The following is a 19999-nucleotide window of genomic DNA, read 5'->3' as shown; positions in this document are numbered from 1 at the left end:
GCTTGCCAGTGAGCCGTGCGCCCGGTTCCCCGCCGTGCGGAGGCTTCAAGGCCGCGTGACGCAAGCGGCGCCTCGGCCGGCCAAGGTGGCCGGTGAAAATCAAAAGAGGAGACAGTCAAGTTGCATTCCGAACCACTCATCTCTTGAGCGTCCTGCGGCCGGTAACCGGCCCGCGGCCCGCGCGCATCTAATGAAAAGCACGCGCGCGCGGCACTCCGGCGCCCGTCCGTCCAATGTTTTGCCTGTTTTGCCTGTTTGACCAACCACCGCACCCTGGCGATCAGGGGCCAATCGTTTTTTGTTCAGGTGTCTGGAGGAGATAAGCAATGAAATTCCGCGCGATCATGGGCGCCCTGTGCGCAGCAGGTCTGTTGGGTGGCGTCGCCACGGCGCAAGCGGCCGAGTCCCTTGAAGTGCTGCACTGGTGGACTTCGGGCGGCGAGTCGAAGGCCGTTGGCGTGCTCAAGGACGACATGACGAAGCAGGGCTATGTGTGGAAGGACTTCGCGGTCGCCGGTGGCGCGGGCGCGGCGGCCATGACCGCATTGAAGACCCAGGTGATCTCGGGCAACGCACCGACGGCCGCCCAGATCAAGGGTCCGCTGATTCAGGAATGGGCTGACCAGGGCGTGCTGGTGAACGTCGACTCCGTCGCCGGCGACTGGAAGGCCAACCTGCCGCCGCAGATCGACAAGATCATGCACGCCGAAGGCCACTACGTTGCAGCGCCGTTCTCGGTGCACCGCGTGAACTGGGTGTGGATCAACAAGGCAGCGCTCGACAAGGTAGGCGGCAAGCCGCCGACCACGTGGCCGGAATTCTTCGCGCTGGCCGACAAGATGAAGGCCGCAGGCATCCAGCCGGTCGCCGCCGGTGGCCAGCCGTGGCAGGACCTGACGCTGTGGGAAGACGTGGTCCTCTCGCAGGGCGCGGACTTCTACAAGAAGGCGCTCGTCGACCTCGACCAGAAGACCCTCACGTCGCAGCAGATGGTCGGCGTGTTCGACACGGTCCGCAAGATCGAGTCGTACATGGATAACGGCCGCACGGGCCGCGACTGGAACCTCGCCACGGCCATGGTCATCAACGGCAAGGCCGGCATGCAGTTCATGGGCGACTGGGCCAAGGGCGAGTTCGCGAACGCGAACAAGCAGCCGGATACGGACTATGTTTGCGCAGCGGTGCCGGGCACGGCGAAGGCCTACACTTTTAACGTCGACTCGTTCGTGTTCTTCCAGCAGAAGGGCCAGAAGGCGGCAACGCCTGGCCAGCTCGCGCTTGCGAAGACGATCATGAGCCCGGAATTCCAGGAACAGTTCAGCCTGTACAAGGGTTCGATTCCGGTTCGTCTCGGCGTGGACATGAGCAAGTTCGACGCATGCGCAAAGAAGTCGTACGCGGATGAACAAACCGCGATCAAGGCCGGCGGCTATGTGCCGTCGCTCGCTCACGGGATGGCTCAGCCGGACGCCACGGCCGGTGCAATCACCGACGTCGTGACGAAGTTCATGAACTCGACCCAGGATTCGAAGAGCGCGGTGGAAGCGCTCGCGAAGGCTGCGAAGACGAAGTGAGCGTAGCAGGTTAGTGCTGTAAGACGGGGGGCGCCATACGTGGCGCGCCCCGGGCATGACGGTTCACCTTCTGAACCCCATCATCGTGCGAAAGCTGTTTTCGCACCGTACCAGGAGTTGCGCAGTGACTGCTTCTCTTAGCGGCAACGGCAAGGCGGCCACGCCTGCTACCCGCCGCGCGTCGCCCATGGCGGCGCTCGCAGACCGCTGGATCCCGAAGCTGGTGCTTTCGCCCAGCATTCTGATCAGCCTCGTATTCGTCTACGGCTTCATTCTCATTACCGGCTATCTGTCGCTCTCGACCTCGCGACTGATGCCGCGCTATGAATTCGCGGGTCTCGACCGCTATCGCGAGCTGTTCGCCAACGACGTCTGGTGGACGTCGGCGCAGAATCTCGGATGGTTCGGCATCCCGTTCATCGCCATTTGCGTGGCGCTCGGGCTGTTCCTCGCGATCCTGCTCGACCAGCAGATTCGTCAGGAAGGCGCGCTGCGCGCGGTGTTCCTCTATCCGATGGCGCTCTCGTACATTGTGACGGGCACCGCATGGCAGTGGATTTTCAATCCGGACCTCGGCATTCAGCAGGTGATGCACAGCATCGGCTGGACGAGCTTCCACATCGACTGGCTCAACGACCCGGACAAGGCCATTTTCTGTATCGTGGTCGCCGCTGTGTGGCAGTCGACGGGCTTTTGCATGGCGCTCTTCCTCGCCGGCCTGCGCGGTGTCGATAGCGAGATCTTCAAGGCGGCCCAGGTGGACGGCGCGACGCTGCCCACGATCTACCGCAAGATCGTGATTCCGAGCATGCGTCCGGTGTTCTTCTCCGTGCTGCTGATCCTGTGCCACATCACGATCAAGACGTTCGACCTCGTCGTCGCTTTGACGGCCGGTGGTCCGGGCACGTCGTCGTCGCTGCCGGCCATCTTCATGTACACGTTTTCGTTCAACCGCGGGCAGCTCGGCGTCGGCGCAGCGTCGTCGATGATGATGCTCGCCACTGTCGTGGCCGTGCTCGTGCCGCTCATGTATCTGGAATCGAGGAGCACGCGCAATGCAGCCTAAGATGAACGTGAGCCGCGTGGTCATCTATGCGGCGCTAATCCTGTTCGCGGTGTACTTCCTGTTCCCGCTCTACGTGATGCTGTCGACGTCGTTCAAGTCGCTCGACCAGATTCACACGGGCACCATGCTCTCGCTGCCCACGAGCCCGACCTTCGCGCCGTGGATCAAGGCGTGGAGCGAAGCGTGTACCGGCGTGCGCTGTGACGGCATGCAGCCGTTCTTCATGAACTCGGTGAAGATGGTGATTCCGGCCGTGCTGATCTCGTCGATCATTGGCGCGTTCAACGGTTACGTGCTCACGCACTGGCGCTTTCGCGGCGCGGACGCGCTCTTCACGATGCTGCTGGTGGGCTGCTTCATTCCGTTCCAGGCCATCCTGCTGCCGATGGCGCGTCTCGAAGGCTTCCTCGGCCTGTCGAACACGATCGGCGGTCTGGTGCTGGTGCACGTCGTGTACGGCATTGCGTTCACCACGATGTTCTTCCGCAACTTCTACGTGAGCGTGCCCGCCGAACTCGTGAAGGCCGCGCGCATCGACGGCGCCGGTTTCTTCATGATCTTCACGCGCATCATGATGCCGATCTCGCTGCCCATCTTCATGGTGTGCCTGATCTGGCAATTCACGCAGATCTGGAATGACTTCCTGTTCGGTATCGTGTTCTCGGGCGTCGATTCGATGCCGATTACGGTGGCGCTGAACAATCTCGTGAACACGTCCACGGGCGTGAAGGAATACAACGTCGACATGGCCGGCGCGATCATCGCCGCGCTGCCCACGCTGCTCGTCTACGTGATCGCCGGCCGCTACTTCGTGCGCGGTCTCACGGCGGGCGCGGTGAAGGGTTAAACCCGCATTCGATTAAAAGGATTCATAGCATCATGGCAAGCCTTTCCATTCGCGACGTCTACAAGACCTACCCGAACGGCGTTCCCGTCCTCAAGGGCGTGAACATCGACATCGAAGACGGCCAGTTCCTGATTCTGGTCGGCGGCTCGGGTTGCGGTAAGTCGACGCTGCTCAACATGATCGCGGGTCTCGAAACCGTGACCAAGGGCGAGATTCAGATCGACGGCAAGACGGTCAATAACCTCTCGCCGAAGGATCGCGACATCGCGATGGTGTTCCAGTCGTACGCGCTTTACCCGTCGATGACGGTGCGCGAGAACATCTCGTTCGGCCTGAACATCCGCAAGGTGCCGAAGAACCAGCAGACGGAGATCGTCGGCCGCGTGTCGAAGCTGCTGCAGATCGAACACCTGCTCGACCGCAAGCCAGGCCAGCTGTCGGGCGGCCAGCGCCAGCGCGTGGCCATGGGTCGTGCGCTCGCACGCGATCCGGTCATGTTCCTGTTCGACGAGCCGCTCTCGAACCTCGACGCGAAGCTGCGTATCGAGATGCGCTCGGAAATCAAGCTGCTGCATCAGCGCGTGGGCACGACCATCGTCTACGTGACGCACGACCAGATCGAGGCGATGACGCTCGGCGACCGCATCGCGGTCATGAAGGACGGCATCGTGCAGCAGTTCGGCGCACCGCAGGAGATCTACGACTCGCCGTCGAACCTCTTCGTGGCGGGCTTCATCGGCGCGCCGCCGATGAACTTCATCAACGGCAAGCTGGTGGAGCAGGGCTCGGGCATCGGTATCGAACTCGACACGGGTGTGGCGCGCAACGTGCTGAACCTGCCGTTCGAAGCGAACAAGCTGCGCAGCCAGATCGGCCAGGAAGTGGTGCTGGGTCTGCGCCCGGAGCGCATCACCGACGCGCGCAGCTCGCACGACGGCCATGGCCACGAACTGCAGCGCCACTCGGTGAAGGTCGACGTGATCGAGCCGACCGGTCCGGACACGCTCGTGTTCGCGCAGGTCAACGGCAAGCGCATCGTGAGCCGCGTGCACCCGGGTGCGAACCCGCAGCCGCTCAATAACATGGAACTGCTGTTCGACGTTTCGAAGGCCGTGCTGTTCGATCCGAAGACGGAAGAGCGCCTCGCCTGATCGTCGTGCGCCCGTTTGCCCGGCGCGATAAAAAACCCCGTTCGCTGCGCAAGCAGCAACGGGGTTTTTTCATATCGACGACACGCCGATGACGGGTTCGGTCAGGGCAGGTGAGGATGATGCTGCCCGTGCCCGACCGGGTGCGGCTGCAACAGCACGAGCACGGCGCCCGCGCCGCCGTCGTGCGGCCGCGCCTGGCAGAACGCGATGACTTCTTCCTTCTGCACGAGCCATGCTCGCACCTTGCCCTTGAGCACCGGCTCCTTGCCGACGGAACCCAGGCCCTTGCCGTGGATCACGCGCACGCAGCGCAGCCCGCGCTTGCCTGCTTCACGGATGAAGTTCTGCAGCGCCTCGCGCGCTTCCTCGCGGCGCATGCCGTGCAGGTCGAGTTGCGCCTGCACGATCCATGTGCCGCGCCGCAGCTTCTTGACGACCTCATCGCTCACGCCGGGGCGGTGATAGTAGAGCGAATCGTCGGTGTCGAGCAGCGCTTCCGGGTCGAATTCGTCGGAGATCGCTTCGTGCAGCACGGCCTGCTCATCGAGCTGCGTTTGCAGTGGCAGCGGCACCGGTGCTGCGCGACGCGCCTGCGCGCGCGCAGGCTGCTTGAGCGGCGCGATCTGGCCGATCTCGCGGCGAAAGAGGTCGCTGTCGGCGGCGGCTTCGACGCGCGTCGCCTGTGCGGCCACGCGTTCGCGCTCGCGCTGGCGGGTTTGCACCTTGAGCGCGTCGCGCAGGCTGCCGAGGCCGGCGAAGCCAGAAGCCGTCTTGCCGGACGCGGCTTCGTCCGCTGCGGGAGCAGGCGTGGGCGCGGGAGCCGGGCGAGCGGCGGCGGGGCGCCTCGGCTCGCCCGGGTGGGGCACGTTCTTGGGCATGACGAAAGACGCTGGGGGAATCCCGCTCGACCGGCTTAGCGGTCGGCTTCGGCGCTCATCACGTGCGCCTGGCCCAGTTCGTTGACGGTCTCGAGGTAGCGCTGCGCGTCGAGTGCGGCCATACAGCCCGTACCCGCGCTCGTGATCGCCTGGCGATAGACGTGATCCTGCACGTCGCCGGCCGCGAACACGCCCGGCACGCTCGTGCCGGTCGCGTTGCCGTTCAGGCCGCCGTTCGTGATGATGTAGCCGTTCTTCATCTCGAGCTGGCCTTCGAAGATGTCCGTGTTCGGCTTGTGGCCGATCGCGACGAACAGACCTTGCAGATCGAGGTCGGTGGTCTCACCCGTCTTCACGTTCTTGATGCGCAGGCCGTTCACGCCGCCTTCGTTGCCCTTCACTTCGTCGAGCACGTGCTCCCACTTGATCTCGACCACGCCTTCCTTTTCCTTTTCCAGCAGGCGGTCGATCAGGATCGGTTCGGCGCGGAACTTGTCGCGGCGGTGAATGACCGTGACCTTCTTCGCGATGCCCGAGAGGTAGAGCGCTTCTTCAACGGCCGTGTTGCCGCCGCCGACCACGGCGACGTGCTGGTTGCGGTAGAAAAAGCCGTCGCAGGTCGCGCAGGCCGAGACGCCGCGGCCCATGTACAGCTCTTCGCTCGGCAGGCCGAGGTATTGCGCCGATGCGCCGGTCGCGATGACGAGCGAGTCGCAGGTGTACTCGCCCGAGTCGCCGATCAGGCGGATGGGCTTTTCGTTCAGCCTGGCCGTATGGATGTGATCGAACACGATTTCCGTGTTGAAGCGCTCGGCGTGCTCGAGGAAACGCTGCATCAGCTTGGGGCCTTGCACGCCGTTCGGGTCCGCAGGCCAGTTTTCGACGTCGGTCGTCGTCATGAGCTGGCCGCCCTGGGCGAGACCCGTGACGAGCAGCGGCGAAAGGTTCGCGCGCGCCGCGTAGACGGCGGCCGTGTAGCCGGCGGGGCCGGAACCGAGAATCAGGACTTTGGCGTGTTTGGTTGCAGACATGATCGAATTCCGTAGAAAGACGCTGCGTGGCGCGTAAATTCGGGCGCCCGCCTTGGGGGTGACCGGTCGGGCCGCCCGGCGTTGCGGCGGGGCTCACGCACGTAGTTGGGCATCAGCCCGCAATTATAAAGGCGGGGGGCGCTCGCCGCTCGATGAAGCTTCCTCATCGGCGCGATAGCCTGGGCCTGGCGGGCGGCCCTTGCAGCGCGGGCTCGACGGGCGCGGCGCGGCCGGATGTCGCCCTGTGGCGCTTGCGCAGCGTTGTCAGTTACCGTCATTTACAGCGAGGGGGCGCCGGGGCCGAAACAACGCGTTTACAATAGGCCGGATCGGACGACGGCGGCCGCGCCCGTCTGCCCGGGGTTTCGGGCATTCGGGAGGACTGGCGGACCGCAAACGCATCAAGAATCAGCCCAGGATTCAATGGCCAAAGCTCCCTTTTCCGCGCAGGCGCAGGCATTGCCTCACCGCATGTCGCGCCTTTTCACCGAAATTCGCTGGATCCTGCAGGTCGCGCTAGGCGTGTTCCTGCTGATGGCGCTCATCAGCTACAGCCGCCACGACCCGAGCTGGACGCACGCAGCCCAGGTCGACCACATCTCGAACTGGGCGGGGCGCGTCGGCGCGCGCGTCTCGGACATCCTGCTGCTGCTGTTCGGCCTGTCCGCCTATTGGTGGATCGTGCTGCTCGGGCGCCTCATCTCGGCGAACTACCAGCGCATTACGCGCCACGAAGCGATCGCCGACGATGACGACGACAAGCCGCGCGACATCAGCTGGGTCGCCGAAGCCTTGTCGTTCGTGCTCGTCATGCTGTCGAGCTGCGGCATCGAAGCGCTGCGCATGTGGTCGCTCAAGGTACAACTGCCCCAGACGCCCGGCGGCGTGGTGGGCGGCGCGGTGGCGCGCGGCGTTTCGCACGCGCTCGGCTTCACGGGCGGCACGCTCGCGCTCCTGCTCGCGCTCGCGATCGGTCTTTCGCTCTATTTCCGCTTCTCGTGGCTCTCGGTCGCCGAACGGGTCGGCGAATACATCATCAACGCCGTCACCATGGCGAGGCTGCGCCGCGAGGCGGGCCGTGACCGCAAGCTCGGCGAAGCGGCGGCCGTGAAGCGCGAAGGCAAGGTCGAGCGCGGCCGCGTGAAGATCGAGGAACACGAGCCGGTCACGATCGTGCCGCCGGTGGTCACGCCGCAGCGCTCCGAGCGCGTGGAAAAAGAGCGCCAGGTGCCGCTCTTCAAGGACCTGCCGGGCGACTCCACGCTGCCGGCGATCTCGCTGCTCGATCCGGCGTCGGCCACCCAGGAAACCATCTCCGACGACACGCTCGAATTCACCTCGCGCCTGATCGAGAAGAAGCTCAAGGACTTCGGCGTGGACGTGGCCGTGGTGGCCGCGTATCCGGGCCCGGTCGTCACGCGCTACGAGATCGAGCCGGCCACGGGCGTGAAGGGCAGCCAGATCGTGAACCTCGCGAAGGACCTCGCGCGTTCGCTCTCGCTCGTCTCGATCCGCGTGGTGGAAACGATTCCGGGCAAGAATTTCATGGCGCTGGAGCTGCCGAACCAGCGCCGCCAGACCGTGCGTCTTTCGGAAATCCTCGGCTCGGCGGTTTATGCCGACGCGCCTTCGGCGCTCACCATGGGCCTTGGCAAGGACATCGGCGGCAAGCCGGTGTGCGCCGATCTCGCGAAGATGCCCCACCTGCTCGTGGCCGGCACGACCGGCTCGGGCAAGTCGGTGGGGATCAACGCGATGATCCTGTCGCTGCTCTACAAGGCGAGCGCCGAACAGGTCCGCATGATCCTGATCGACCCGAAGATGCTCGAAATGAGCGTCTACGAGGGCATTCCGCATCTGCTCTGCCCGGTCGTGACCGACATGCGCCAGGCCGGCAACGCGCTGAACTGGACCGTGGCCGAGATGGAGCGCCGCTACAAGCTCATGAGCAAGCTGGGCGTGCGCAATCTCGCGGGGTACAACAACAAGATCGAAGAGGCGAACAAGCGCGAGGAGAAGATTCCGAACCCGTTCAGCCTCACGCCGGACGATCCGGAACCGTGCCAGAAGCTGCCGCATATCGTGGTCGTGATCGACGAACTCGCCGACCTCATGATGGTGGTCGGCAAGAAGGTCGAAGAGCTGATCGCGCGTATCGCCCAGAAGGCGCGCGCCGCCGGCATCCACCTGATTCTCGCGACGCAGCGGCCTTCGGTGGACGTCATTACCGGCCTCATCAAGGCCAACGTGCCGACGCGTATGGCGTTCCAGGTCTCCTCGAAAATCGACTCGCGCACGATTCTCGACCAGATGGGTGCCGAGTCGCTGCTCGGCATGGGCGACATGCTCTACCTTCCGCCGGGCTCGGGTCTGCCCGTGCGCGTGCACGGCGCGTTCGTCGCCGACGACGAGGTGCACCGCGTCGTCGAGAAGCTCAAGGAGCAGGGCGAGCCGAACTATATCGAGGGCATTCTCGAAGGCGCGGTGGGCGGCGAGGGCGACGAGGGCACGGCTGCGGGAACCAGCGGCACCGGCGACGAGTCCGATCCGCTGTACGACCAGGCCGTCGAAGTGGTCATCAAGAATCGCCGCGCGTCGATTTCGCTCGTGCAGCGGCACTTGCGCATCGGCTACAACCGCGCGGCGCGGCTGCTCGAACAGATGGAGCAGTCCGGGCTTGTTTCGGCGATGTCGTCGAGCGGCAACCGCGAGATCCTCGTGCCCAATCGCGGCGACGCCGAATAAGCCACGCCAGGCCGCCGCGCGCTTTGGCAACGGCCTGGCAACGGCTCCGGCAACCCGACGGCCAAAGACACACCTCATGGAGAACGATAGATGCAGTATCCGGCTGGACTTCCGACCCGCTTTGCGCGCACCGCGCGCCGCGCGCTCTTCGTCGCGCTCGCGTCGGTCCTGATGGTCTCGCAGGCGTATGCGAGCGGCACCGAGCAACTGAAGCAGTTCGTCTCGCAGGTGCACTCCGCGCGTGGCAGCTTCGTTCAGCGCGAACTCAAGGCGCCCTCGGGCGCGAAGAACGCCAGCGACGCCATTGCCACGGCCACGATGAACGCCAAGACCTCGAGCGGCACGTTTGTGTTCGCGCGGCCCGGCAAGTTCATCTGGTCGTATGAGAAGCCGTATCAGCAACTGCTGCAGTCGGACGGCGACAACCTCTACGTCTACGACAAGGACCTGAACCAGGTGACCGAGCGCAAGCTCGGCGGCGCGCTCGGCGCGAGCCCGGCGGCGATCCTGTTCGGCAGCAACGATCTCGACAAGAACTTCACGCTCTCCGACGCGGGCGTGAAGAACGGCATCGACTGGCTGGAGCTGATTCCGAAGTCGAAGGACACGCAGTTCAAGAGCGTGGGCATCGGCTTTCGTGACGGCAACCTCGAAGCCATGGAACTGCACGACGTGTTCGGCAACGTGACGCTGCTCACGTTCTCCAACATCGAGAAGAACCCGTCGCTGCCGGCTTCGACCTTCAAGTTCGTACGGCCGCAGGGCGCCGATCTGATCACCGGCGGCTCGAACTAAAGCCGTTCACCTCGCGCTCCGCGCAAGAACGGGCGGCTCCTTGCGGGCCGCCCGTTTTTCTTTGGTGCGCAGCGGCGTCTCAGGCCGTAAAGCGGATCACGCCGTCCGCGCCGGTCGCGCGCGTGACCTTGCCTTCGAGCCACAGCAGGTTCAGGTGCGCGAGCGCCTCGCCAATCGCGAAGGTCATCTGGTGGATGTCGAGCTCGCGCTTGAACATCATCGGCACGATGTCGGCGGCGCTTTGCGGCGCTCGCCCGCATGCTTCGATGACTTCGGCAAGACGCGCGTCATGGTGCGCGCGCAGCTGCGCGATGCGCGTGCGCACGCCGCGAAACGGCTTGCCGTGCGAGGGCAGCACAAGGGTGTTCTCGGGCAACGTTTCGTAGCGGCCGAGCGATTCCAGGTAGAGGCCGAGCGGATTGCCTTCCGGCTCCATGTCGAAGACGGAGACGTTGGTCGAGATGCGCGGCAGCACCATGTCGCCGGAGATCAGCACGCCGGTTGCTTCGCAGAACAGCGCGCAATGCTCGGGCGAGTGCCCGTAGCCCGTGATGACGCGCCAGTCGCGCCCGCCGATCGCCACCGTATCGGCTTCGCGCAGGCGGCGGTACTGCGTGGGCAGCGCGGGCACGAGGCTGCCGTAATAGCCGCGGCGGTTGCGCAGCTTGTCGAGCGAAGCTTCGTCCGTGAGCCCGTGGCGCGCGAAATGGCGCGCGGCGCCTTCGCCGCCCGCGTTCGAGCCGTCGCCGGCCGCCATCACGCGGGCCTGCATGTATTCGCCGAGCGTGGTCCACAGGCGCACGTCCCAGCGCGCCTTGTTCCCGCCCGCGCAAATCCAGTGCGCAAGGCCGATATGGTCGGGGTGGCAATGCGTGACGAGCACGCGCAGCACCGGCAGGCCTTCCAGCTGGTTCTCGAACACGGCTTCCCAGCGGGCCTTGATGGTGTCGTTGGTGATGCCGCAGTCCACCACGGTCCAGCCTTGCTGGCCGTCGATCTCGTCGCGCAGCAGCCAGAGGTTGATGTGGTCGAGCGCGAACGGCAGCGGCATGCGCAGCCATTTCACGCCGGGCGCGACATCGAAGGCGAGGCCGGGTTCCGGCAGGGTGTCGGCGTAGGGATAGTCGAGCTGGTGTTCGAGGGCGTTCATTGGGGGTGTCTTCTCCTGTATCTCATGCATTGTCGTCGCCGGTTGCGCAACTGCGTACTTGACGATAACGTAAACGTCGATTCTATCTTTCCTCGCGCTGTCGTGCAGACAACGCCGGGCCAGCCGCTCTTCGCACACCATGACGACCCAGTACACGATTACCGAACTCGCCCGGGAATTCGACGTAACGCCGCGCGCGATCCGCTTCTACGAGGACCAGGGCCTGCTGGCGCCGAGCCGGGAAGGCGCGGGTGGCTTGAAGCGCGTCTTTTCGGGGCGCGATCGCACGCGGCTGAAGCTGACGCTGCGCGGCAAGCGCCTCGGCTTCACGCTCTCGGAGATCCGCACGTTGCTCGACCTTTACGAGTCGCCGACCGACACGCTCCCGCAGCTTCAGGCGTTCCTCGACACCGTGGTGCATCACCGCGACATACTCGAGCGCCAGCGCGCGGACCTCGACGCGACGCTCGAAGACCTCGCGCAGTACGAGGCCCAGGCGCGCGCGCTGCTCGACAGGAATGCGGCGCACGAAAGCGCGACGCACGGAAGCGACGCTCCCGCCGCCGCTCGCGCGAAACCCTGACGCTCGTGCAACGGGCATGGCCGCCATGAAACACTTCCCGAAACTGCTCTCTTCGCAGATCGGCTTCGATGTCGCGCAGACCATGCTCGACGGCTTCAACCGTCACTACCACAACTTCTGCGACGCGGCGGCGAGGGCGCGGACGTTCTTCGAGGCAGCCGACTGGCGCGCCCTGCAGCAGCTCGCGCGCGAGCGCATCGCCTCCTATGACGATCGCGTGAAGGAGTGCGTGGTCGCGCTCGAAGACGAATACGGCGCCGAGAGCATCGACGACGAAGTCTGGCAGCAGATCAAGCTGCACTACATCGGCCTGCTCACGACGCACCGGCAGCCCGAATGCGCGGAGACGTTCTTCAACTCCGTGTGCTGCAAGATCCTGCATCGCTCGTACTTCAACAACGATTTCATCTTCGTGCGGCCCGCCATCTCGACCGAATACATCGAGAACGACGAGCCGGCCGCGAAGCCCACCTACCGCGCGTACTATCCGGGCAAGGACGGTCTCGCCGCGACGCTCGAGCGCATCGTCACGAACTTCCAGCTGGAGACGCCGTTCGAGGATCTCGGGCGCGACGTCGACTGCATCATGCAGTCGATGCTCGACACCTTCGGTGTGGTCGAGCCCAAGCCGAATTTCCAGATTCACGTGCTGTCGTCGCTGTTTTTCCGGCATAAAGGCGCGTATATCGTCGGGCGCATCATCAACGGCGATCTGCTCGCGCCGTTCATAGTGCCGATCCGTCATGTGGAGGCGGGCAAGCTGGCACTGGACACGGTGCTGCTGCGTACGGAGCAGCTGCTCGTCCTCTTCAGCTTCTCGCACTCGTATTTTCTGGTGGACATGGAAGTGCCGTCCGCCTATGTGGAGTTTCTGCGCACGATCATGCCGCGCAAGGCCAAGGGCGAAATCTACACGTCGCTCGGGTTGCAGAAGCAGGGCAAGAACCTGTTCTATCGCGACTTGCTGCACCACCTCTCGCATTCGAGCGACCCGTTTATCGTCGCGCCCGGCATCCGCGGCATGGTGATGATCGTGTTCACGCTGCCTTCGTATCCGTACGTGTTCAAGGTCATCAAGGACAGCTTTCCCGCGCCGAAAGAGACCACGCGCGAGCAGGTCGAAGCGAAGTATCAGCTCGTGAAGCGCCACGACCGGCTTGGGCGCCTTGCCGACACGCTCGAATATTCGAGCGTGGCGCTGCCCGTCGCCAGGCTCGACGAGGCGCTCGTGCGCGAGCTGGAAACGCTTGCGCCCTCGATGCTCGAGTACGAGGGCGATAACCTCGTGATCCGTCACGTCTACATCGAGCGGCGCATGGTGCCGCTCAATCTCTATCTGCAGAACGGCAGCGACGCCGAAGTCGAGCATGGCATCCGCGAATACGGCAACGCGATCAAGGATCTGCTGCGCGCGAACATCTTTCCGGGCGACATGCTCTACAAGAATTTCGGCGTGACGCGCAACGGCCGCGTGGTGTTCTACGACTACGACGAGATCGAATATCTCACCGATTGCAACGTGCGTGCCGTGCCGCCGCCGCGTAATGAGGAAGACGAACTATCGGGCGAGCCATGGTACGCAGTCGGCCCGCGCGACATCTTTCCGGAGACGTACGGCACGTTTCTGCTCGGCGATCCGCGCGTGAAGCGCGCATTTCTCGCCCATCACGCGGACTTCTTCGAGCCCAGGCTGTGGCAGGAGAGCCGCGCGAGGCTCATCGCGGGCGAAGTGCCGGACTGCTTTCCCTACGACGCATCGATTCGTTTTAGCGTGTGTTACCCAGAACGTTTCGCGCGTGAAGACGCGCCGGCCGTGCGCGTTGCCTGAGCGCGCGGCCATCAGGTTGGAACGGAATCAAGCGGATTCAAACGGGTTCATCAAGGAGCACAAACATGAGTGAGACGCAAAAGCAGGACGCCATCGTGATCGTTGCGGTGGCGCGCACGCCGGTGGCGGGTTTTCAGGGTGATTTCGCGGCGCTCACCGCGCCGCAGCTTGGCGCGGCCGCGATCGCGGCGGCCGTCGAGCGAGCGGGGTTGAAGCCCGAACAGATCGACGAGGTCGTGATGGGCTGCGTGCTGCCCGCGGGGCAGGGCCAGGCGCCCGCGCGCCAGGCGGCGCTCGGCGCGGGGCTGCCGCTCGCAGCAGGTGCCACGACCGTCAACAAGATGTGCGGCTCGGGCATGCGCGCGGCGATGTTCGCGCACGACATGCTGCTGGCGGGCTCGGCCGATGTGATCGTCGCGGGCGGCATGGAGAGCATGTCGAACGCGCCTTATCTGCTGCCGAAGGCGCGCGCGGGCATGCGCATGGGCCACGGTCAGGTGCTCGACCACATGTTCCTCGACGGCCTCGAAGACGCCTATGACAAGGGCCGCCTGATGGGCACGTTCGCGGAAGAATGCGCGGGCGAGTACGACTTCTCGCGCGAGCGTCAGGACGCGTTCGCGATCGAGTCGCTCAAGCGTGCGAAGCGCGCCAACGAGGATGGCTCGTTCGAATGGGAGATCGCGCCGGTGAAGGTGGCCTCGCGCGCGGGCGAAACGACCATCGCGCGCGACGAGCAGCCGTTCAAGGCCAATCTCGACAAAATTCCGACGCTCAAGCCCGCGTTCAGCAAAACCGGCACGGTGACGGCAGCGAATTCGTCGTCGATTTCGGACGGCGCGGCGGCGCTCGTGATGATGCGCGAATCGACGGCGAAGCAGCTCGGCCTCAAGCCGCTCGCACGCGTGACGGGCCATTCCACCTTTGCGCAGCAACCCGCGAAGTTCACGACGGCCCCGGTGGGCGCGATCCGCAAGCTGTTCGAGAAGACCGGCTGGACGGCGAGCGACGTCGATCTCTACGAAATCAACGAGGCCTTTGCCGTGGTCACGATGGCCGCGATGAAGGAGCACGATCTGCCGCACGAGAGGGTCAACGTGAACGGCGGCGCGTGTGCGCTCGGTCACCCGATCGGCGCTTCGGGCGCGCGCATTCTCGTGACGCTGATTGGCGCGTTGCGTGCACGCGGCGGCAAACGCGGCGTGGCGACGCTGTGCATCGGCGGCGGAGAAGCCACGGCGATGGGCGTCGAACTGCTGTAGGCTAGCGCCAGAAGAAGCGCGTCGCTTTGCAAGGCGGGGAGGCGGCGCGCTGCAGCGGTTTCAATGCACAGCCAAGCAAGGTGACGAGATGAAAACAGCGTTGATCGTGGGCGCGTCGCGGGGCCTGGGTCTCGAGTTCGCGCGGCAGTATGCGAAGGCCGGCTGGCGCGTGCTGGCCACGGCGCGCGGGCCCGAAGCGCTCGAAGCCTTGCGCGCAATCGGCGCGCAGACCTTCCAGCTCGACATCGCGCGGCCGGACGAGATTGCTGCGCTCGGCTGGAAGCTCGACGGCGAGCGGCTCGACGTGGCGCTCGTTGTCTCCGGCGTGTACGGCCCGCGCACCGAGGGCGTGGAGACCATCACGGCCGAAGACTTCGAATACGTGATGAACACCAACGTGCGCGGCCCGATGCAACTGATCCCCATCCTGTTGCCGCTCGTCGACGCCGCCCACGGCGTGCTCGGTGTGCTGTCGAGCCGCATGGGCAGCATTGCGGAGACCACGGGCACGACGGGCTGGCTCTATCGCGCGAGCAAGGCCGCGCTCAACGATGTGCTGAAGATCACCTCACTGCAAACGCGCCGCGCCACCTGCGTCGCGCTGCACCCGGGCTGGGTGCGCACCGACATGGGCGGCGCACACGCGGCAATCGACCCGGCGGCGAGCGTCGCCGGCATGCGCGAGGTGGTGGCCGAGGCGGCCGCCGCGCGCGACGTCTTCAACGGCCGCTTCTTCCAGTATGACGGCACCGAGCTCGACTGGTAAAGCGCCGCCCGTCTGCGCTACGCTTGCGGCCTCTCGCAACGGAGCCCTGACCCATGAACGCTGAAACCGCGCACACTGCACGGCCCGCCGATTGCCCCTGCGGCGGTGTAGCGCCGAACCAGAAAGCGCTCGCCAGGGCGCCGCGTTACGCGCAGTGCTGCGGCCGCTTCATCGACGGCGCGGCGGTGCCCGCCACGGCGCTCGAGCTGATGCGCTCGCGCTACACGGCCTACGTGCTGGGCGAGGAGGCGTATCTGCGCGCGACGTGGGCGCCCGAAACCTGTCCCGCCGATCTCGACGTCGATCCCGCTGCCGAAGGCGCGCCGCGCTGGCTAGGTCTTGCCGTGAAGCGCCACGAACAACGCGATGACGCGCACGCGATCGTCGAATTCGTCGCGCGCTACAAAACGGGCGGCCGCGCGTTCCGGCTACACGAAACGAGCCGCTTCACGCGCGGCGATGACGGCCGCTGGCGTTATGTTGATGGCGACGTTTCGTCTGGTTAATGAATCACTGACCACCGCCGAAAATTGCCACAGCGGATTCCCGCCCCGGTCCGCTCATGGCGCCGGAAATAACGCCTTTGCAAACAAGCGCTTACTGAACAATGGCGTGGCTGTTGCCCGCGCGCGACGCTTGCCACCCGGACCTCTTTAAAAATTCGCACGTTCGCTGCGAAGCGAACGCCGTGCGGGCGCCACGCCAAATGGGGGCTGCGGGCCGTTGGCATGCCTTATGCCGGGTTACCCCTGAATTGCACAACAAATATTTGTCGTGCGAGTATTTAATCACGGTGCCCGGCACAATACGTAAGTGCATAGTGAAAAAGCTTTTTCGCATGTGCATGTATCGACTGCAAACGGGTGCTGGCGGCGGGTCTGATTGACGATAGAACTGCGCCGCGCAGGTGTTCCGATCGATGTCATTCCCCGTTACGGGTCACACCTTCGCTCCTGCCTTCGCGGCCAGGCGCAGCGGTGTCTCGTTGTGCCCTGAAAGGGCTGAAGCATGGGTAATGATCGGACGGTTGTCAGGTTCACAGCAGCATGTCTTTGCAGGTGGGTGTAGCGCATGGCGTTCAGGAAGCTCCTTACCGGATGGGTCGTAGCCGGCACCGCGTGTGTGCTTTCGGTTGCTCACGCAGCGTCGCTTTCCGATCCGGCAAGTGCGAGCGCGAACCCGCAACTCGCCGCCAATGCCACGGCAACGCATTCCGCCAACGCTCCCCAATCCAGCCTCGCAGGCGGTCCCCTCGGTAGCGCCAACGTCCCGCGTATTGCGCTCGACGACGCGTATCTGCCCGTCGTGCCCGCGAGCATGAACGAGCAGGTGATCCGCGTTCCGGTGGATGCATCCGGCGACGTCACGCTCGAAACCACGGTTTACCGCCCGAACGGCCCCGGCCCGTTCCCGATGGTGATCTTCAACCACGGCAAGATTCCCGGCGACCCGCACCTCCAGGCTCGCAGCGACCCGCTCTCGTTCGCGCGCGAATTCGTCCGCCGTGGCTATGTCGTCGTCGCGCCGAACCGCCAGGGCTTCGCGGATTCGGGCGGCTCGTATCAGCAGGACGGTTGCGATGTCGCGAGCAACGGCCTCGGCCAGGCGGCCGATGTTGCTTCGACCATCGCGTACATGTCGAAGCAACCCTATGTCGACGCGACCCAGATTATCGTTGCAGGCACCTCGCACGGCGGCCTGGCCACGATGGCTTATGGCACCGAGGCGGCCAACGGCGTGCGGGCGCTCATCAACTTCTCGGGCGGCCTGCGCCAGGACGCCTGCACGGGCTGGCAGAACAACCTGACCCAGGCGTTCGGCGGCTATGGCGGCAAGGCCCGCGTGGCATCGCTCTGGCTCTACGGCGACAACGACTCGGTCTGGTCGCCCGATCTCGTCGCGAAAATGTTCGCCGCTTACCGCGAAGCGCAAACGGGTGAGGATCGCCCGGCCGCAATGGCGAAGCTCGTGGACTTCGGCGCGTACAAGAACGACGCACATCGCCTCGTGGGCGATCGCGACGGCGTGAAGATCTGGTGGCCCACGGTCGAGGCGTTCCTTGCCAACCGCGGCCTGCCGACGGCGGTCCAGTATCGCGTGGCCACGTCGGTCGCGCCTCGCGGCACCGGCTTCGCGCAGATCGACTCGGTCGGCGCGGTGCCTTTCGTCGATCAGGCGGGCCGTGACGGTTATCGCAACTTCCTCAAGCAGTATCCGAGCCGCGCCTTCGCGGTGTCCGACTCCGGCGCATGGTCGTGGGCCGAAGGCGGCGACAATCCGATGGCCGTGGCGATCTCGAACTGTGAAAAGCACAGCGCCGATCCATGCCGTCTCTATGCCGTCAACAACACGGTGGTCTGGAACAACGGCGGCACGCAGACCGCACAGACCGGCGACAGCGACACGACGCACGCCACGGCGGACAACGCTACCGACGAGCGCGACCACCCGCTGGCGAGCCGGTAAGGCGCGTTGCCTGGCGACTGCCTGGCTCAAACTCTCCAGTTGATCTGAAGCTTGCGGCCCCTAAGCGGGCCGCTTTGCATTTTGCACGGGCCGCTTTGCTTCTGCGCGGGCCGCTTTGTTTTCTGGTCCCGCCGGCCGTTACCTCGCACGCAACCCGTTGTGCCGCCCCCTATCGTCTGACTTTCGCGCGCCGGCGCGCTCACCACGCGTCGCCAAAATAATCCGCCGCGCCGCCTCGCGTTCTGCAATTTCGCACCGGCGCACAGATTTTTTTGCATAAGGCAGGTTCACTTTGCCGTCGTCATCTCCGCGCATTTCTGGTCTTTCTTTTCCATCGGTCCGGAGTTGTACTGAACGGCTCGAAACGCCGCGCCGCCGTGCGTTAGAGGGCGATTTTCGGAGTAGTGCATTGCGGCAGCTAACACGTTAATCTCGGTTCCGCTGTCGTATCGGGAGTCGTATTTGAATTCGCTATCGCTATCGCACCCTGGGCACCCTGCGCGCCTTGCCCGCGAAGATCGCGCCGCGACCGACTGGGTCGCTCGCAGCCTGCGCGCCGTGTGGCACCCCTGCACCCAGATGAAACATCATGAGCGCCTGCCGCTCGTGGCCGTCGCACGCGGAGAAGGTCCGTGGCTGCATGACCGCGAGGGGCGCCGCTATCTCGACGCGATCAGTTCGTGGTGGGTGAACCTCTTCGGCCACGCCAATGCCTCGATCAATGCCGCGCTCAAGGCGCAACTCGACACGCTCGAGCACGTCATGCTCGCGGGCTGCACGCACGAGCCCGCCGTGGAGCTTGCCGAGCGGCTTTCGGCGCTCACGGGCGGCGTGCTCGGCCACGCGTTCTTCGCTTCCGATGGCGCGTCGGCCGTCGAAATCGCGCTCAAGATGAGCTTTCATGCGTGGCGCAACCGCGGCGAGAGCGGCAAGCGCGAATTCGTCTGCGTGGCCAACAGCTATCACGGCGAGACCATCGGCGCGCTCGGCGTGACCGATGTGAAGCTCTTCAGGGATGCTTACGATCCGCTGCTGCATCACGCGCATGTGGTCGCTTCGCCCGACGCGCGCGCGGCGCAACCCGGCGAAACGGCGGCGGATGTCGCGGCCCGCGCGCTGGCCGATGTCGAGCGTCTTTTCATCGAGCGCGAAGGGCGCATCGCCGCGCTGATCGTCGAGCCGCTCGTGCAGTGTGCCGCCGGCATGGCCATGCACGATCCCGCGTATCTCAAGGGCCTGCGCGCGCTGTGCGACCGCCATCGCGTTCACCTGATCGCCGATGAAATCGCCGTGGGATGTGGGCGCACCGGCACGTTCTTCGCGTGCGAGCAGGCGGGCATCTGGCCCGATCTGCTCACGCTTTCGAAGGGCATTAGCGGCGGTTATCTGCCGCTTTCGATCGTGCTGTCGCGCGACGCGATCTACGAGTCGTTCTACGACGACGACACGACGCGCGGCTTCCTCCATTCGCATTCGTACACGGGCAATCCGCTCGCGTGCCGTGCGGCGCTCGCCACGCTCGACTTGTTCGAGCGCGATGACGTGCTGGTTGCGAACGCGCGCAAATCGGCGCAATTGCGGGAATGGTTCGATCCGTTCGCCGCGCATCCGCTCGTGCGCAACCTGCGCCAGTGCGGCACGATTTTCGCGTTCGACGTAGCGCTCGCAGACTCGCAGCGCGCGGCGACGTTTTCGCGCCGCTTCTTCGAAAACGCACTGCAGCGCGAACTGCTGCTGCGCCCGATCGGCACGACGGTCTACGTCATGCCGCCGTATATTCTGGACAACGAATTTCAGGCGTTCCTCGCTACACGCACGCGCGAGACTTTCGACGCCACCGTCGCGGAGGACCTCTGA

At 65.0% G+C, this 19999-nt stretch carries 16 protein-coding genes; 13 read left to right on the top strand and 3 right to left on the bottom strand.

Going from position 1 to position 19999, the window contains the following annotated elements; genetic code table 11:
- The first annotated feature begins 326 nt into the window (after positions 1 to 326).
- The 4 genes from M3A49_RS22640 (at position 327) to M3A49_RS22625 (ending at position 4638) form a co-directional block, all read left to right on the top strand.
- A complete protein-coding gene (locus M3A49_RS22640) occupies positions 327 to 1574 on the top strand; it encodes an ABC transporter substrate-binding protein (RefSeq protein ID WP_254352044.1) in 1248 nt (415 codons plus the stop codon).
- Between the two features lie 124 nt (positions 1575 to 1698).
- On the top strand, positions 1699 to 2640 hold the full coding sequence (locus M3A49_RS22635; RefSeq protein ID WP_254316044.1) for a carbohydrate ABC transporter permease: 942 nt from the start codon (positions 1699 to 1701) through the stop codon (positions 2638 to 2640).
- Complete coding sequence (locus M3A49_RS22630) at positions 2630 to 3487, top strand: carbohydrate ABC transporter permease (RefSeq protein WP_254352043.1); 858 nt, start codon at positions 2630 to 2632, stop codon at positions 3485 to 3487. The genes M3A49_RS22635 and M3A49_RS22630 overlap by 11 nt, the downstream gene beginning before the upstream one ends.
- A 32-nt stretch (positions 3488 to 3519) precedes the next feature.
- Positions 3520 to 4638: an ABC transporter ATP-binding protein gene (locus M3A49_RS22625; protein ID WP_254352042.1), complete on the top strand. Its 1119-nt coding sequence runs from the start codon at positions 3520 to 3522 to the stop codon at positions 4636 to 4638.
- Between the two features lie 101 nt (positions 4639 to 4739).
- On the opposite strand, the gene M3A49_RS22620 is transcribed toward M3A49_RS22625, so the two are convergent.
- Both M3A49_RS22620 and trxB read right to left on the bottom strand, forming a co-directional pair.
- Positions 4740 to 5516: a Smr/MutS family protein gene (locus M3A49_RS22620; RefSeq protein WP_266231120.1), complete on the bottom strand. Its 777-nt coding sequence runs from the start codon at positions 5514 to 5516 to the stop codon at positions 4740 to 4742.
- A gap of 35 nt (positions 5517 to 5551) precedes the next feature.
- A complete protein-coding gene (trxB, locus tag M3A49_RS22615; protein ID WP_266231119.1) occupies positions 5552 to 6547 on the bottom strand; it encodes a thioredoxin-disulfide reductase in 996 nt (331 codons plus the stop codon).
- 423 nt (positions 6548 to 6970) lie between these two features.
- Between trxB and M3A49_RS22610 the strand changes: the two genes are divergently transcribed.
- The gene (locus M3A49_RS22610) at positions 6971 to 9292 is read left to right on the top strand and encodes a DNA translocase FtsK (RefSeq protein ID WP_028205199.1); all 2322 of its coding nucleotides are present in this window, start codon (positions 6971 to 6973) and stop codon (positions 9290 to 9292) included.
- A gap of 90 nt (positions 9293 to 9382) precedes the next feature.
- The gene (lolA, locus tag M3A49_RS22605) at positions 9383 to 10087 is read left to right on the top strand and encodes an outer membrane lipoprotein chaperone LolA (protein ID WP_254352039.1); all 705 of its coding nucleotides are present in this window, start codon (positions 9383 to 9385) and stop codon (positions 10085 to 10087) included.
- Positions 10088 to 10166: 79 nt separating this feature from the next.
- Here lolA and M3A49_RS22600 read toward each other — a convergent pair whose 3' ends face one another.
- A complete protein-coding gene (locus M3A49_RS22600) occupies positions 10167 to 11237 on the bottom strand; it encodes an MBL fold metallo-hydrolase (protein WP_266231118.1) in 1071 nt (356 codons plus the stop codon).
- A gap of 139 nt (positions 11238 to 11376) precedes the next feature.
- On the opposite strand from M3A49_RS22600, the gene M3A49_RS22595 reads away from it, so the two are divergent.
- The 7 genes from M3A49_RS22595 (at position 11377) to bioA (ending at position 19999) form a co-directional block, all read left to right on the top strand.
- Complete coding sequence (locus M3A49_RS22595; RefSeq protein ID WP_266231117.1) at positions 11377 to 11820, top strand: MerR family transcriptional regulator; 444 nt, start codon at positions 11377 to 11379, stop codon at positions 11818 to 11820.
- 25 nt (positions 11821 to 11845) lie between these two features.
- Complete coding sequence (aceK, locus tag M3A49_RS22590; protein WP_266231213.1) at positions 11846 to 13648, top strand: bifunctional isocitrate dehydrogenase kinase/phosphatase; 1803 nt, start codon at positions 11846 to 11848, stop codon at positions 13646 to 13648.
- A gap of 65 nt (positions 13649 to 13713) precedes the next feature.
- Positions 13714 to 14910, top strand: coding sequence for an acetyl-CoA C-acetyltransferase (locus tag M3A49_RS22585; RefSeq protein ID WP_266231116.1), 1197 nt, complete (start codon positions 13714 to 13716; stop codon positions 14908 to 14910).
- A gap of 88 nt (positions 14911 to 14998) precedes the next feature.
- Entirely contained in the window at positions 14999 to 15676 is a 678-nt protein-coding gene (locus tag M3A49_RS22580; protein ID WP_254352035.1) for an SDR family oxidoreductase, read from the top strand.
- A gap of 53 nt (positions 15677 to 15729) precedes the next feature.
- Positions 15730 to 16182 (top strand): YchJ family protein, encoded by a 453-nt coding sequence (locus tag M3A49_RS22575; RefSeq protein WP_266231115.1) that lies wholly within the window; start codon positions 15730 to 15732, stop codon positions 16180 to 16182.
- A 565-nt stretch (positions 16183 to 16747) separates the two neighbouring features.
- On the top strand, positions 16748 to 18142 hold the full coding sequence (locus M3A49_RS22570; protein ID WP_266231114.1) for a dienelactone hydrolase family protein: 1395 nt from the start codon (positions 16748 to 16750) through the stop codon (positions 18140 to 18142).
- A 462-nt stretch (positions 18143 to 18604) separates the two neighbouring features.
- The gene (bioA, locus tag M3A49_RS22565) at positions 18605 to 19999 is read left to right on the top strand and encodes an adenosylmethionine--8-amino-7-oxononanoate transaminase (protein WP_266231113.1); all 1395 of its coding nucleotides are present in this window, start codon (positions 18605 to 18607) and stop codon (positions 19997 to 19999) included.

The organism is Paraburkholderia sp. CNPSo 3076 (assembly GCF_026343935.1).
GTDB classification, from domain to species: domain Bacteria; phylum Pseudomonadota; class Gammaproteobacteria; order Burkholderiales; family Burkholderiaceae; genus Paraburkholderia; species Paraburkholderia nodosa.
Note: the sequence above shows the minus strand (reverse complement) of the source record. Positions and strands in the feature narration are given on the sequence as shown.